15 protein-coding genes are annotated in these 14,656 nt (G+C 41.0%); 14 read left to right on the forward strand and 1 reads right to left on the reverse strand.

Going from position 1 to position 14,656, the window contains the following annotated elements; genetic code table 11:
• Positions 1 to 10: 10 nt before the first annotated feature.
• Positions 11 to 976, forward strand: a complete 966-nt coding sequence (locus ACLPIE_RS10150; RefSeq protein WP_430261513.1) for a fimbrial protein — start codon at positions 11 to 13, stop codon at positions 974 to 976.
• 116 nt (positions 977 to 1,092) lie between these two features.
• Here the strand turns inward: ACLPIE_RS10150 and ACLPIE_RS10155 are convergent, their stop codons facing one another.
• Positions 1,093 to 2,739: a fumarate hydratase gene (locus tag ACLPIE_RS10155; protein WP_430261514.1), complete on the reverse strand. Its 1,647-nt coding sequence runs from the start codon at positions 2,737 to 2,739 to the stop codon at positions 1,093 to 1,095.
• 883 nt (positions 2,740 to 3,622) lie between these two features.
• Between ACLPIE_RS10155 and potA the strand changes: the two genes are divergently transcribed.
• From potA to ACLPIE_RS10220, 13 genes are all read left to right on the forward strand, one after another.
• Positions 3,623 to 4,732 (forward strand): spermidine/putrescine ABC transporter ATP-binding protein PotA, encoded by a 1,110-nt coding sequence (gene potA / locus ACLPIE_RS10160; RefSeq protein ID WP_430261515.1) that lies wholly within the window; start codon positions 3,623 to 3,625, stop codon positions 4,730 to 4,732.
• Entirely contained in the window at positions 4,719 to 5,582 is an 864-nt protein-coding gene (gene potB, locus ACLPIE_RS10165) for a spermidine/putrescine ABC transporter permease PotB (protein ID WP_430261516.1), read from the forward strand. The genes potA and potB overlap by 14 nt, the downstream gene beginning before the upstream one ends.
• Positions 5,579 to 6,364 carry a spermidine/putrescine ABC transporter permease PotC gene (gene potC, locus ACLPIE_RS10170; protein ID WP_430261517.1) on the forward strand — a complete coding sequence of 262 codons (786 nt, stop codon included), beginning with the start codon at positions 5,579 to 5,581 and terminating at the stop codon, positions 6,362 to 6,364. The genes potB and potC overlap by 4 nt, the downstream gene beginning before the upstream one ends.
• A gap of 172 nt (positions 6,365 to 6,536) precedes the next feature.
• On the forward strand, positions 6,537 to 7,586 hold the full coding sequence (gene potD / locus ACLPIE_RS10175; protein WP_430261518.1) for a spermidine/putrescine ABC transporter substrate-binding protein PotD: 1,050 nt from the start codon (positions 6,537 to 6,539) through the stop codon (positions 7,584 to 7,586).
• A gap of 391 nt (positions 7,587 to 7,977) precedes the next feature.
• Entirely contained in the window at positions 7,978 to 8,550 is a 573-nt protein-coding gene (locus tag ACLPIE_RS10180; protein WP_430261519.1) for a TetR/AcrR family transcriptional regulator, read from the forward strand.
• 57 nt (positions 8,551 to 8,607) lie between these two features.
• A complete protein-coding gene (locus ACLPIE_RS10185; RefSeq protein WP_430261520.1) occupies positions 8,608 to 9,450 on the forward strand; it encodes a winged helix-turn-helix domain-containing protein in 843 nt (280 codons plus the stop codon).
• Positions 9,447 to 9,965, forward strand: coding sequence for a FidL-like protein (locus ACLPIE_RS10190; protein WP_430261521.1), 519 nt, complete (start codon positions 9,447 to 9,449; stop codon positions 9,963 to 9,965). The genes ACLPIE_RS10185 and ACLPIE_RS10190 overlap by 4 nt, the downstream gene beginning before the upstream one ends.
• Positions 9,966 to 10,623: 658 nt before the next feature.
• Positions 10,624 to 10,902, forward strand: a complete 279-nt coding sequence (locus tag ACLPIE_RS10195) for a BMC domain-containing protein (RefSeq protein WP_004249182.1) — start codon at positions 10,624 to 10,626, stop codon at positions 10,900 to 10,902.
• A 20-nt stretch (positions 10,903 to 10,922) separates the two neighbouring features.
• Positions 10,923 to 11,207, forward strand: coding sequence for a BMC domain-containing protein (locus tag ACLPIE_RS10200; RefSeq protein WP_042845468.1), 285 nt, complete (start codon positions 10,923 to 10,925; stop codon positions 11,205 to 11,207).
• 15 nt (positions 11,208 to 11,222) lie between these two features.
• Positions 11,223 to 11,501, forward strand: a complete 279-nt coding sequence (locus ACLPIE_RS10205) for a BMC domain-containing protein (RefSeq protein WP_004259063.1) — start codon at positions 11,223 to 11,225, stop codon at positions 11,499 to 11,501.
• Between the two features lie 70 nt (positions 11,502 to 11,571).
• On the forward strand, positions 11,572 to 13,206 hold the full coding sequence (locus tag ACLPIE_RS10210; protein ID WP_430261522.1) for an acetaldehyde dehydrogenase (acetylating): 1,635 nt from the start codon (positions 11,572 to 11,574) through the stop codon (positions 13,204 to 13,206).
• Between the two features lie 26 nt (positions 13,207 to 13,232).
• A complete protein-coding gene (locus tag ACLPIE_RS10215; RefSeq protein WP_004259057.1) occupies positions 13,233 to 13,490 on the forward strand; it encodes a EutN/CcmL family microcompartment protein in 258 nt (85 codons plus the stop codon).
• Positions 13,491 to 13,497: 7 nt separating this feature from the next.
• Complete coding sequence (locus tag ACLPIE_RS10220; protein ID WP_430261523.1) at positions 13,498 to 14,628, forward strand: 1-propanol dehydrogenase PduQ; 1,131 nt, start codon at positions 13,498 to 13,500, stop codon at positions 14,626 to 14,628.
• Positions 14,629 to 14,656 lie beyond the last annotated feature (28 nt).

The following is a 14,656-nucleotide window of genomic DNA, read 5'->3' on the forward strand; positions in this document are numbered from 1 at the left end:
TGTATAAATTATGATACACAAGTTACTAAAAGAATATGGTTGCTATTTTTTATTTTTATTCGTTTTTATTAGTTCAAAAGCATTTTCTTTAGACTGTGTAGAGGCAGGAACAGGGGTAGTCATTAAGCCCGCAGTGCCTGTGGGTCAGCTGGCTATTCCTTCAGATACCCAAGCAGGCTCAATTATTTGGCAATCGGACCCAATGACGGTTACTGTATTTTGCGATAACGTTCTTGGCAATATGGTTGACGTAGTACATATGTACTTTAATCCGACTTCACAAAAATTAGGCACAGGTTTGTTATTAGGCGCTAACTATCAAGGTGAATTGCTCGAGCATGACAAACAAAAAGTGAGCTTAGGAACTCCCCCAATTAGTGGTAAGCAAAATGTGACTGTTACTGTGACTTTCACTTTATATATCAAAGTGACAGGAACAGTTCCCCCATCAGGGTATTATGAGGGTGACAATGAGTTTACTGTTTTCCAATTTGATGGCAGCGGGGGGATTAACCTGACCCCAGGAGCAAAAAACTTACGATATTCTATCTCTGGGCTAAGGGGTATCCGTTTCTTAAAATGTGGTGCAGATATTAAAGTTTACCCTGAATCTCAGCAGATTGATTTTGGCCAGTTGATGATCACTGAGCTTAATCAAGGTAAAGAATTTAAAAAGGACTTTCAGATTCAAGCAGTGAAAAGAGGTTGTTTAGATAATTTCTCAATGAATATCAATTTCGAAACGACAGCTCCCTTAAATGGTGAGTATGCGATTGATTTAAAAAATGGCACTAATTTGATTATCATGGATGATAAAAGTAACCTAGTAAAATTTAATTATTTCGATTTTTTCGGTAGTTTACCTCAGGGGAGAACATCAGTAACTCGTGATTACAGCGCAATAATTAAGAAAGTGAATACAGTTAAAACAGGGGCATTTAGCGCTTCGACGATTGCGCGTATTAATTATTACTAGCACGAATAGGCAAGAGCAGGTTAAATTACAGCCTCAACCTGCTCTTTTGGACGACAATATACATTAAAATAAACTAATGAAAGTTAATGTATTTCCTTACTATCCTGTGGTAAATGCTATTTAATACATTTACGGCATGATTCATCTTGGACTTGTTCAAAGAAATTATTTCCTTTGTCATCCACAAGAATAAAGGCTGGCAACCCTTCAACTTCCATTTTCCAAATCGCTTCCATTCCTAATTCTGGGTATTCCAAGCAACTTAGGCTTTTTACATATTCTTGCGCCAGTATTGCGGCTGAGCCACCGATACTGCCTAAGTAGAAACCGCCATGTTTTTTACAGGCATCAGTTACCGCTTGGGTTCGGTTGCCTTTCGCTAACATCAACATGCTTGCACCATGAGATTGGAAGAGGTCAACATATGGGTCCATACGGTTTCCTGTGGTTGGGCCCAAGGAGCCAGAAACCATGTCCTCAGGTTTTTTCGCAGGTCCTGCGTAATACACCATGTGGTCTTTAAAATATTGTGGTAGCTCTTCACCGTTATCTAATCGCTCTTTGAGCTTAGTGTGTGCAATATCGCGTGCGATGATGAGTGGACCACTGAGAGAAACGCGAGTTGAGACAGGGTGTTTACTCAGCTCGGCCAAAATATCGTTCATTGGTCGGTTGAGGTCGATATGAACTACGGTCCCTTCTGTCTGATTGCGCATAGACTCAGGGATATATTGTGCTGGGTTATGTTCCATTTTCTCCAGCCACAAGCCGTCTTTGGTGATTTTTGCTTTGATATTGCGATCTGCTGAGCAAGAGATCGCTAAACCGATTGGGCAAGAGGCACCATGGCGAGGTAAGCGAATAACACGTACATCGTGAGCAAAATATTTACCGCCAAATTGTGCACCAAAACCAAGGTGACGTGAAGCTTCTAATAACTCATTTTCTAGCTCAATGTCGCGAAAAGCACGGCCATACTCATTCCCTGTGGTTGGCAGGTTATCATAGTATTTTGCCGAAGCGAGCTTGGCTGTTTTCAGTGTTGTTTCTGCTGAAGTTCCGCCGATCACGAATGCAATATGATAAGGTGGGCAAGCGGTTGTCCCTAAGTTTCTCATTTTATCAATTAAGAAATTCTTTAACTTAGCAGGGGTTAGTGTTGCTTTAGTTTCTTGATAAAGGGCTGATTTATTTGCCGAGCCACCGCCCTTGTTGACAAACAAGAAATGGTATTCATCGCCTGTGGTGGCAAAAATATCAAACTGAGCCGGCAAGTTGGTGCCTGTATTAACTTCGTTGAACATATCCAGTGGGGCATTTTGAGAAAAACGCAAGTTTTCGTTTTGGAATACGTTATAAATTCCTCGAGAGAGGTATTCTTCGTCATCACAGCCAGTCCAGACTTGCTGGCCTTTTTTCCCAACAACCGCAACCGTTCCGGTATCTTGACAGTTTGGTAGAACCCCTTTTGCGGAAATTTCAGCATTACGCAGCAATTGCAGGGCGACATACTTATCATTTTCACTGGCTTCGGGGTCTTCTAAGATAGCTGCAACTTGTTTTTGGTGGGCAGGTCTTAAAAAGAATTGTGATTCATAAATTGCATGTTCAGCAAGAAGGGTTAAAGCCTCTGGCTCAATTTTTAAAATTTGCTTTCCAGCAAATTGCTCTACAGAAACATATTGATCAGAGACTTGGTAATATTCGGTTTTATCCTCAGACAACGGATACGGTTCTTGATAAAAAAACTCTTTATTAGCCATTTTGCTCACTCACATATTAATTTTGGTGGAATATCCAAAAAATCATCACCCGTAGGCATATGTTTATTTTTTAATTAACTAAATTCAAAAGATACAAAGGTAAAAAATTATAGGAATAATAATGGAAAAAGCATAAAACAAATAACGCATAGTTACAATGTTATCTGGAATTATATCAATTTGGTTATTATATTCAAAGAGATGCAAGAGATAATATGATACGGGTTAAACTTATGAAGATAAAAATAGCTGAAGAATAAAAATTAGATTCAAATCACATAATAATATTATTAACTATTATTTTAACTATTTGTTATAGATGTTAGTGATTATTGCGTGTTTTTATGTGTAATCATCACTAATTGCTATTGACGTTATTTATCGGTGAAATTAAACGATTCAGTTCTTAGCTAAATTAATGACAGTTTTCTTATATAAATAATTACATCATTAATGCTTTTATTTATATATTGAAAATAAAAAAAATAGAAATCATTAAATTTTCAATTGTCATTGTTTTTCGATGCTTGCTAATTTAACTCGATGAATTTTATTAAGTTTAGCTTAAGTATAAGTGATAGGTAAATCAATCAAACTTATAGATATCGACAAGGTGACGAAGTTTATCGCTATGTGGCTTATTTTTATCAAAAAACGGTTTTATTTATCGATAATTCATAATGAAAGGCAAACGAACTGGCGAAAATGGCTTTCAATTTGCAAAAACAGTGTTTATCATGCTGGGCTTAATGAACTTTAAAATGGCGCTACTGGTTTTGGGCTTTGCTGGGGAAGGATGAAGAGTATATCTCCGACAAGCTTATACAGTCTTTAACGGTGGCGGTTCTATCTGCATTAGTCCTAGGGATAGAGTGTATAATAAATGACTGAGACAACCTCTCTGACACCACTCGTGGAATTGAAATCTTTAAATAAAGGTTTCGATGGCAAACAAATTATTTCTGAGCTTGACTTAACCATTCAAAACGGTGAGTTTTTGACCATATTAGGGCCTTCTGGTTGTGGCAAAACGACGGTTTTACGTCTTATTGCAGGGCTAGAAGATGTCGACGATGGCCAAATTATTCTTGATGGTCAAGATATTACAGATATTCCCGCAGAGCAACGCTTTGTGAATACTGTGTTCCAAAGTTACGCTTTATTCCCTCATATGACGGTTTTTGACAACGTTGCATTTGGCTTACGCATGCAAAAAACGCCTGCGGCTGAAATACAAAAGCGGGTTGATCAAGCCTTACGTATGGTTCAATTGGAAGATTTTGCAGAGCGTAGACCCAACCAACTGTCTGGCGGTCAACAACAACGCGTGGCGATAGCCCGCGCGGTTGTTAATCGTCCAAAAGTGTTACTGCTGGATGAATCATTGTCTGCGTTAGATTACAAACTACGCAAGCAAATGCAGAATGAACTAAAAGCGCTTCAACGAAAACTGGGGATCACTTTCATTTTTGTCACCCACGATCAAGAAGAAGCCTTAGCCATGTCTGATCGGATCATCGTCATGCGTGAAGGGAAAATTGAGCAAGATGGCACGCCTCGTGAAATTTACGAGGAGCCGAAAAACTTATTTGTTGCTCAGTTTATTGGTGAAATTAATATTTTTGATGCGACAGTTTTACAGCGTATCGATGAAAAACGCATTCGTGCCAATGTTGAAGGTCATGAGTGTGATATTTTCACTGAACTTCCTGTTCAAGAAGGGCAACATCTCCATGTGTTATTGCGCCCTGAAGATTTACGCGTTGAAGAGGTGAATGATGCCGAAAATCATCCGGGGCTAATTGGTTACGTGCGTGAACGTAACTATAAAGGCATGACGCTAGACTCAGTGGTTGAGATGGAAGATGGTAAAATTATCATGGTGAGCGAATTCTTCAATGAAGATGACCCCGACGTTGACCACTCCCTTAACCAAAAAGTTGCTGTGACTTGGGTTGAAAGCTGGGAGGTAGTTCTGGATGATCATTCGTAAACATAAAATTTTTCAGAATGTCATTATTGCTGGCGTCGTTGCTTGGTTGGTATTGTTTGTCTTTTTGCCCAATATCATGATCATTGGTGCAAGCTTTTTGACGCGCAGTGATACTAACCTCGTTGACCTCATTTTTACGTGGGATAACTACATTCGCTTATCTGACCCAATGTATGCAGAAGTGATGTTACATTCGCTCAATATGGCATTGATTGCGACATTCTTCTGCTTAGTCATTGGCTACCCATTTGCCTTTATTTTGGCCAAGTTGCCAAAGCGTATCCAACCTTTGATGCTATTTTTGTTGATTGTGCCTTTTTGGACAAATTCACTTATTCGCATCTATGGCTTAAAAGTGTTTCTCAGTACCAAAGGGTATCTGAATGATTTTTTACTTTGGATTGGCATTATTGATAAGCCGTTGAGAATTATGTACACGCCAGAAGCGGTAGTGCTCGGACTTATCTATATTTTGTTGCCTTTCATGGTCATGCCACTTTATTCGAGCATTGAAAAGCTCGATAAATCCTATATCGAAGCAGCGAAAGACCTTGGTGCGAACAAGTTTCAACGGTTTGTGAAAATTGTTATTCCACTAACCATGCCAGGTATTATTGCGGGTTGCTTATTAGTCTTATTGCCAGCGATGGGATTATTCTACGTTGCCGATTTAATGGGCGGCGCGAAGAACTTGCTAATTGGTAATGTGATTAAGAGCCAGTTCTTAAATATTCGTGATTGGCCATTTGGAGCTGCAACCAGTATTTTCCTGACAGTGATGATGGGGTTATTACTGTATGTGTATTATCGAGCCGCTAAGCTTCTGAATAAAAAGGCGTATGAAGAATGATCGGACGTACTTTACGTGGTGGCTTTATGACCATCATCTACGCTTATCTTTATATTCCAATCATCATTTTGATTGTTAATTCATTCAATGAGTCGCGTTTTGGTATTCAGTGGCAAGGTTTTTCAACTAAGTGGTATGGGCTACTGAGTAATAACGACAGTTTATTAGAAGCCGCAGGACATTCACTGACTATGGCGGTTTTATCGGCCTCATTTGCCACTGTCATTGGCACACTCACGGCAGTTGCTCTGTTTCGCTATCGCTTTAGGGGAAAACCGTTTGTCGGTGGCATGTTGTTCGTGGTGATGATGTCCCCTGATATTGTGATGGCGATTTCATTACTCGTACTGTTTATGATCCTTGGGGTGTCTTTGGGCTTTTGGTCATTACTGTTTTCTCATATTACATTCTGTTTACCGTTTGTAGTTGTCACCGTGTATGCAAGGCTTAAAGACTTTGATGTGAAGATGTTAGAAGCGGCCCGTGACCTTGGTGCTGGCGAGTTTACTATTTTACGTAAAATCATTCTGCCTTTAGCACTACCTGCGGTTGTCGCGGGGTGGTTACTCAGTTTCACATTATCGATGGATGATGTGGTGGTTTCGTCATTTGTGACGGGGCCAAGCTATGAAATTTTACCGTTAAAAATCTATTCAATGGTGAAGGTAGGTATTTCTCCTGAGGTCAATGCATTAGCTACCGTGTTGTTGATCATGTCCCTCTTGCTGGTGTGCCTAAGTCAGTGGGTAATGCGGGATAAATATGCTAAAAAAGCGAAGTAATACGCTAAAACGACGGTGCTGCATACTTTTATAGAGCAGTATCTTTTTTCAGTGCCATTAGGCGAGAGGGTGGGCTCGAACTGAGCCTATATTGATATATACCCGAAATTACTCAAGTGGTTACTTGTGGTGAATTAAGGGATAAAGACACTTTGTTGAGGGAAACTCAGTCATGAAAAAATGGTCCTATCTACTGGCAGCAGGCTTAATGGCTGCAAGTATTGGCACGGCAACTGCCGCTGACGATAATAAAGACGTACTGTATTTCTATAACTGGACAGAATATGTTCCCCCCGGTTTATTAGAGCAATTTACCAAAGAAACTGGCATCAAGGTGATTTACTCCACCTATGAATCAAACGAAAGCATGTACACCAAATTGAAGACTTATAAAGAAGGGGCTTATGATTTGGTGGTACCGTCCACTTATTTTATTGCCAAAATGAGTAAGGAAGGGATGCTGCAAAAAATCGATCAAAGTAAACTGAGTAACTTTAGCAACCTTGATCCGAACCTTACCCATAAAGAGTTCGACCCAAATAACGACTACTCGGTACCTTATATTTGGGGCGCGACGGGGATTGGTATTAATAATGAAGCGGTTGACCCGCAGTCTATTACCTCATGGGCTGATTTTTGGAAACCTGAATATAAAAATAGCCTATTAATGATGGATGATGCACGTGAAGTCTTCCAAGTGGCGTTGACTAAATTAGGGTATTCAGGGAACACCACTGATCCGAAACAGATTGAAGAAGCCTATCAAGAGCTACAAAAACTGCGTCCAAATATTTTAGCCTTTAACTCGGATAACCCGGCTACGCCGTTTATTGAAGGCGAAGTGGATGTGGGTATGTTATGGAATGGCTCGGCGTTCGTCGCAAGGCAAGCAGGGTTGCCTATCGAGGTTGTATGGCCAAAAGAGGGGGGCATTTTTTGGATGGACAGCTTAGCCATCCCTGCCAATGCGAAAAACGTGGAAGGCGCCCATAAGTTGATTAACTTCTTACTGCGCCCTGAGATTGCCGCACAAGTAGCAGAATCCATCGGCTACCCAACGCCAAACTTAGCCGCGAAAAAACTATTACCTGCTGAAATTGCGAATGACCCATCCCTTTATCCAAGTGAAGAGGTGTTGAAAAAAGGTGAATGGCAAAGCGATGTTGGTAATACCAATATTTTGTACGAAGAGTATTTTCAGAAGCTAAAAGCAGGGCGTTAATGGCCTGATTATTACGATTACTCATGTAAGGGGCATTTTAAGAAGTGCCCTGAGGTTGTTGACAAAGCGGGATAAACGCGTGTTTTTCCCGCTTTGTGTTATCAGCCGAAAATCAATGGATTGGTTTTTCTAGCTTATCTTCAAAACCTATATGACTTGCCGCCAAACATTATATCTTGTATTTATGCAAAACTAAGTGGAATGATAAAAATATAAAAAACACTTTTGCATCAAAAAAATTTTAAATATTTAAATTAATTATATGGTTAGATATTCTTGATAGGGGATACTGTGAGTCTCATTCCACTATTGCCAATTACCCATTAACAAATCAGGGTTACTTGATTTTAGTCAACATGAAACATACCGACTGGTCGGTATCATTCGTTTCATGAACAAAGCAACGCAACATAGAAAAAAAGATCCAGCCAAACTCCAAGGTGAGCTACTGAAAGCCGCTCGTATTATTGCGGGCAGGGAGGGTTTTTCTTCGTTATCACTCAATGCGGTAGCAAGAGAAGCAGGTGTCAGCAAGGGTGGTTTGATGCACCATTTCCCAAGCAAACAGGAACTCATTCACGCGTTGTTTCTTCAATTATTAGGGGTTATGGAAGAACGAATTCATTTGATTATGGAGGATGACCCAAATCCTTACGGGCGTTTTTCACGTGCCTATTTGCATTATATTGGCCGCCTGAAGGAGTCTGATGAGAGTTTTCAATTGGCTTTGCTTTCTTTGGCGATGCCAACAGAACCTGTATTACGGCAATGTTGGCGCAATTGGGTTCTTGAGCACCTCGTTAAAGGTGATGAATTCGATAACAGTTATTTAGGTGCGCTTGTACGTTATGGCGCTGATGGATTGTGGCTTTCCTCTTTGACTGAGGGGGAAACGCTACTACAGCAAGAACGAGAGGCGATAATCAGTCGGTTAACTGAAATCTCATTTGAAAAAGTACCCTAGAGTAACGGTGATATCGGTAGTGCAATTTCATTAATATAATAAGCACGTGAGGCGACAGTGAAATATAAAATCAATGCTTTCATTATATATGATGCAGTTGATGGATCTTTATCTTTAAAAGAAGATGAGGTTGATACGCAATTGTCTATTACGGCGAATGCATTATTGTTTTATTTTATACAGCACAGAGGCATTATTTCTCGTGATGATGTATTAAAGGCCGTATGGGATGATAATGGTCTTGTATCATCGAACAGTAATTTAAATCAGTATTTGAGCTTATTACGAAAAGCATTTCGCCAATATGGTATTGAGAATATTATTGTGACGGTTGCTCGCGGGCGGCTAGAGTTCAATTCAGAAGTTTCATTAGAATTAATTGATGATATTAAAATCAACCCGATCGAATCTATCAGTAGCTTAAGTGAAATAGATGAAGCTGCTGTTGTGTTATCTCCTCCAATGGATTTGCTATCACAACCTAATGAAGAACCAAAAGTTGTGTCTTCATTACCCCCTGAAAAGAAGGAAATTTGTTGGTATCTCGCCAGCGCAGCTTTTTTACTCTGTTCAGTTTTGTTAGCGATAATGGCCTATCTTTCTAACCAACCATCATTACCCATTAATATGACTGTGCTGGAACACTCGAATTGCGATGTGTTATCAAATGAAAAAATGATCAATGCTACCGTAGCACTGAATTACGTGAAAAATTTTGACAAAGTAAGAAATAATTTAAACTTAACTTGTGTTGAGAAAGAACGATTTGTTTTTTTCTACGGTGACAAACTACAAACAAATGGATTGGGGCGGGTATTTCTCGCGCATTGTGCAGTGAATGAAGACAATCCATTTAGCTATTGTGATAATTATTTTTACTATTCTTGGAATCCGTCATGAAAATATCTGGAAAAGTATTATGTTTTTTGAGTGCTTTGATATTTATCATTGTGGTGATTTATACCCAGTCAGTCTTATTTTCAAATAAACAAGATGGTTTAATGGTATGTTCCACCAAAGGCATCATGCGCTTTGAAAATATGAAAGATGAAAACGTTAACGGTAATATTCACTTCAATTTTGGTCCGAATGGAAAGGGGTCGATTGTGGTAGAAGGTTATACCGACTCTAAAGCGGGATGGTTGTACTTGCAACGCTATGTGAAATTTAACTATACGACAAAGCGTATATCATCGACGGAGCGGCACTATAATATTAGCCAATGGGAGTCGAGTGCATCGTCTATTGATGAATCTCCTGATGTGATTTTTGATTACTTTATGAGAGAAATGTCAGATAGCCATGACGGTTTGTTTATTAATGCACAAAAGCTCAATGACAAGGCCTTATTGCTAAGTTCAATTAATTCCCCACTTTATATTTGTACCCTCAAACCGGGCAGTAAGTTTGATTAACCCCTTGTGATAATATCATGATGACTAGAGGGGCGCAGGCTCCTTTTTCGTGTCATTTTATCCGCATCGCTATACGGCCTTTTCCTTTTATGAGCTGAATAATTGAATCCCTATTTTACCGGCATTAACCTAGCTTATATTCGGCTTATTTATCGTTTTCAAAAGAAAGGATTTGGTTGTTTTGTACAGCTCTCAAAAATATATGACTTGCTATCATACATCGCCGACTCCGTTAAGCTTATAAGCAGGTGAGCTACCCCACAGTTACTACTCTCTAAATTACCCCCTTGTATCAGCTCGATAATATCTTGTTAACAACTCTTTTGATTAATATCAAATCAAGTTTTTGTCATTTTTTACCTACCAGATAGATACGTGAATTTTTGTTTTTTTTAGCATAGCAATGTGAATTGACTCGTCAATATCGTTATTTTTTAGACTAAAACACTAAGTATCTTCTTTTTGTGGATTTATATTTTGTTTTTATTTTTCAGCTTTATAGTGAGTTTGAAGCCAAAGGCTGCGTTCAATAAATCACCGCGCAGACACCATTGGCGTAAATGATTACTCAGATATTTCAAGGGACATGTACTCGGACACATCAGCTTGGATATCAGCGGTAAAGAAAAACAAAGAAGGCTTCTCGGAGGAAACAACAATGGGTGATGCATTAGGTCTTATTGAAACTAAAGGTCTGGTGGCTTGTATCGAAGCCGCAGATGCCATGTGCAAAGCGGCGAATGTTGAGCTAATTGGTTATGAAAATGTCGGCTCAGGGCTCGTGACTGCAATGGTTAAAGGCGATGTGGGTGCCGTCAAAGCGGCTGTCGACTCTGGTGTTGAGTCCGCTCAACGAGTTGGCGAAGTCGTGACCTCATTGGTTATTGCGCGTCCACACAACGATATCAACAAAATCGTTATTAAACATAAGGCATAACTTTTTCCGGAGGAAAAAACATGGGTGACGCATTAGGTCTTATCGAAACTCAAGGGTTAGTTGCTTGTATTGAAGCGGCAGACTCGATGTGCAAAGCCGCAAACGTTGTGCTGATTGGTTATGAAAATGTTGGGTCAGGTTTAGTTACCGCCATGGTCAAAGGCGATGTAGGCGCAGTGAAAGCTGCTGTGGATTCAGGTGTTGAGTCGGCCTCTCGTGTTGGCACAGTCGTGACATCTTTGGTTATCGCGCGGCCTCACAGCGATATTCAAAAAATCGTCGCCCAGTATAAAGTCACGGAATAAAACAGGAAATTACTTATGAAAGAAGCACTTGGTCTAATTGAAACCAAAGGATTAGTGGCTTGTATTGAAGCAGCGGATGCCATGTGCAAAGCCGCAAATGTTGAGCTAATCGGTTATGAAAATGTCGGCTCAGGGCTGGTAACAGCAATGGTTAAAGGCGATGTGGGTGCCGTTAACGCTGCTGTTGAATCAGGTGTTGAGGCAGCAAAACGTATCGGAACTGTGGTGACTTCACGTGTTATTGCAAGACCACACAACGATATCGGCAAAATTGCGCAGCAGCACAAAGCCTAAGTTGTTGGCTGATAAGCAAATAAAACAACAAGTTAATTAGTTAATTTTTGACTCCGATACGGGGGAAGACATGGTTGCATTAGATAAAGATCTGCAATCCAGACAACTAGCAAGAGAGCTAGTTAGAAACGCGAAACAAGCGCAGAAAGAGTTTGCGACATTTTCGCAGGAAAAAATCGATAATATTATTAAACACATCGCGATTGAGTCCGCACTTCATGCAGAAGAGCTGGCGAAAATGGCCAATGAAGAGACTGGGTTTGGTAAGTGGCAAGATAAAGTCCTAAAAAACACTTTTGCTTCAATGCGTGTTTATGAGCACATTAAAGATCTAAAAACCGTTGGCATCATTAATGATGACAAAGTCAACAAAGTGATGGATGTAGGTGTACCTCTTGGTGTGATCACGGCATTAGTTCCTTCAACTAATCCAACATCAACCATCATCTATAAAACGTTGATTGCCTTGAAGGCGGGTAATGCCATTGTCTTCTCCCCTCATCCAAATGCCAAAGCATGCAGTTTCCGCACATTAGAAATTGTCAAAAAAGCCGCATTAGAAGCGGGTGCTCCCGCCGGTATTGTGGATGGCGTCACAATGTTAACGCTTGAAGCAACGAAAGAGCTGATGCATAGCAAAGATGTTTCTTTGATTTTGGCAACTGGTGGTGAAGGCATGGTACGTGCAGCTTACGCATCAGGTACGCCGACCATTAGTGGCGGCCCAGGTAATGGTCCTGCGTTTATTGAACGTAGCGCCAATATTAAACAAGCGGTGAATGACATCATCACCAGTAAAACCTTCGATAATGGTGTGATCTGTGCATCTGAGCAATCCATCATTGTTGAACGCTGTATCTACAATGAAGTCCATCGTGAGCTTCTCGCTCAAGGCGCCTACTTCATGAATGAAGAAGAAGCGAAACGCATGGCATCAATGTTGCTTAGGGCGAACGGTACTATCAATCCAGAAGTGGTGGGTAAAGATGCGATTACCTTAAGTCAGCGTGCTGGTTTTACCGTTCCGGCTAACACCCGCGTGTTGATTGCTTTGCAAGACACCGTCTCACCGAAAAACCCATATTCCCGTGAAAAATTATGCCCAATCTTAGGGATGTATATCGAGGAAGATTGGAAATCAGCGTGTCACCGCGTGGTTGACTTACTGACTAATGAAGGTCTCGGTCATACTTTGGTGATCCACACACAAAACGAAGATGTCATTCGTCAATTCTCACTGGAAAAACCGGTTAATCGTATTTTGATTAATACACCAGCTGCACTGGGTGGGATCGGTGCAACAACCAATATCACACCAGCGTTAACACTAGGTTGTGGTGCGGTTGGTGGCGGTTCTAGCTCAGATAACGTGGGCCCGATGAACTTATTGAACATTCGTAAAGTCGGTTATGGCGTGCGCTCAATTGATGATTTAAGACAGCCCGTTCAACCTTGCGCTTCAGCACAGCCTGCGGTATCGGCAGCCGTAAATCAACCGCAAGTCAGCATTTTTGATGATAACCGCTTCCGTAGCCCTGTTGCTGCGACAGCATCACCGGTGACGATGAATTCAACAGGTGATGACCGATTCGGGAGTGCGGTAACAACGGCTGCGATTGCAGAGGCGGTGGTTTCTCAAGGTGATATCACTGAAGAAAATGTTGAGCAAATCATCAAGGCTGTTCTCGGACGTCTAAATAAGTAACTCATTGGAATAAGGCGGTATAAACCATGATCCTCGCAAAGGTAGTCGGACATGTTGTTGCAACGCAGAAATGCCAAGAACTTAGCGGCAGTAACTTATTGATGGTGACAAAGCTAGGGGATGACCTTGAACCGTTGAAAAACAAAACGTATGTGGCAGTCGACAGTGTTGGTGCAGGTATTAACGACATTGTGTTAGCTGAAGCTTACTTCGCTTTGAATAAAGATAATTACAAAGCCATGTCAGTGGTTGCCATTGTTGAGAAGGTTTATACCAAGGAGTAAAAACAGCATGAACCAGTTTTTGATTAAACCTAAAGTCCAATTCGGTGCTAACGCATTGGACTTTATCTCACAAATGCATGCTCACCATGCCTTTATCGTTACTGACAAAGCGATGGTGAAATTTGGCTTAGCTGATGAAGTCACTCGCAGGCTAACCCAAAGTGGCATCACATTTTCTATCTACGATGATGTCATGCCAGATCCAGATATTTCAGCCATCGTTAAAGGGATGAAAATTATGGATATGCAATACCCTGATGTGGTGATTGCGCTCGGTGGTGGGTCGGTTATTGATGCTGCGAAAGCTGTTATTTACTCCCTTTGGCACACGAAAAAAGACGTCAACCGAGTGAAACCGCAGTTTATTGCCATCCCAACCACCAGTGGAACGGGCTCGGAAGTGACGTCGTTTTCAGTGATCAAGTCCCAGTCTGAAAAGCTGGTTTTGGTTGATGAATTTATGTTGCCAGATGTCGCTATTTTAGACCCTGTACTGGTGAAGTCAGTCCCCGCATCTATTACGGCTGACACGGGAATGGACGTGCTGTGCCATGCACTCGAAGCGTATGTTTCTCGGACTGCATCTGACTTTTCTGATGCCTTAGCCGAGAAAGCGGTGCAATTAGTTTTTGGACATCTAATTGATTGCTATCGCGACGGCAGCAATTTAGTGGCTCGCGAAAAAATGCATAACGCTTCCTGCATTGCAGGCATGGCCTTTACCAACGCATCACTTGGAATAACGCACAGTTTAGCCCACGCATTAGGCGGTGTATTCCACATTCCTCATGGCCGTGCCAATGCGCTATTGATGGCACAAGTCGTCGCTTTCAATGCGGATTTAGAAGGGCGCTGCGACAACGAAGCCGCAAAACGTTATGCCAATCTCGCGAAAAATTTAAATTTACCTGCATCCACAATGCGTGAAGGTGTTGAAAGCCTAATTGTGGCAATTAACGTATTGAAAGATGAAATGAATATGCCAAAAGGCATTCAAGCAACCGGTATCAATGAATTCGATTTTAACGCCCGTTTAGGGGAAATGGTTGGGCAAGCACTGCGCGATAGTTGCACTCCGACCAATCCACGGGATGTGAGCAAGGTGCAACTGGAAGTGCTGTATAGACAGTCTTTTTAACAGTTAACGCTTTATGTGATGAACAACA

The sequence above is a fragment of the Providencia sp. Me31A genome (assembly GCF_050487165.1).
Classification (GTDB): domain Bacteria; phylum Pseudomonadota; class Gammaproteobacteria; order Enterobacterales; family Enterobacteriaceae; genus Providencia.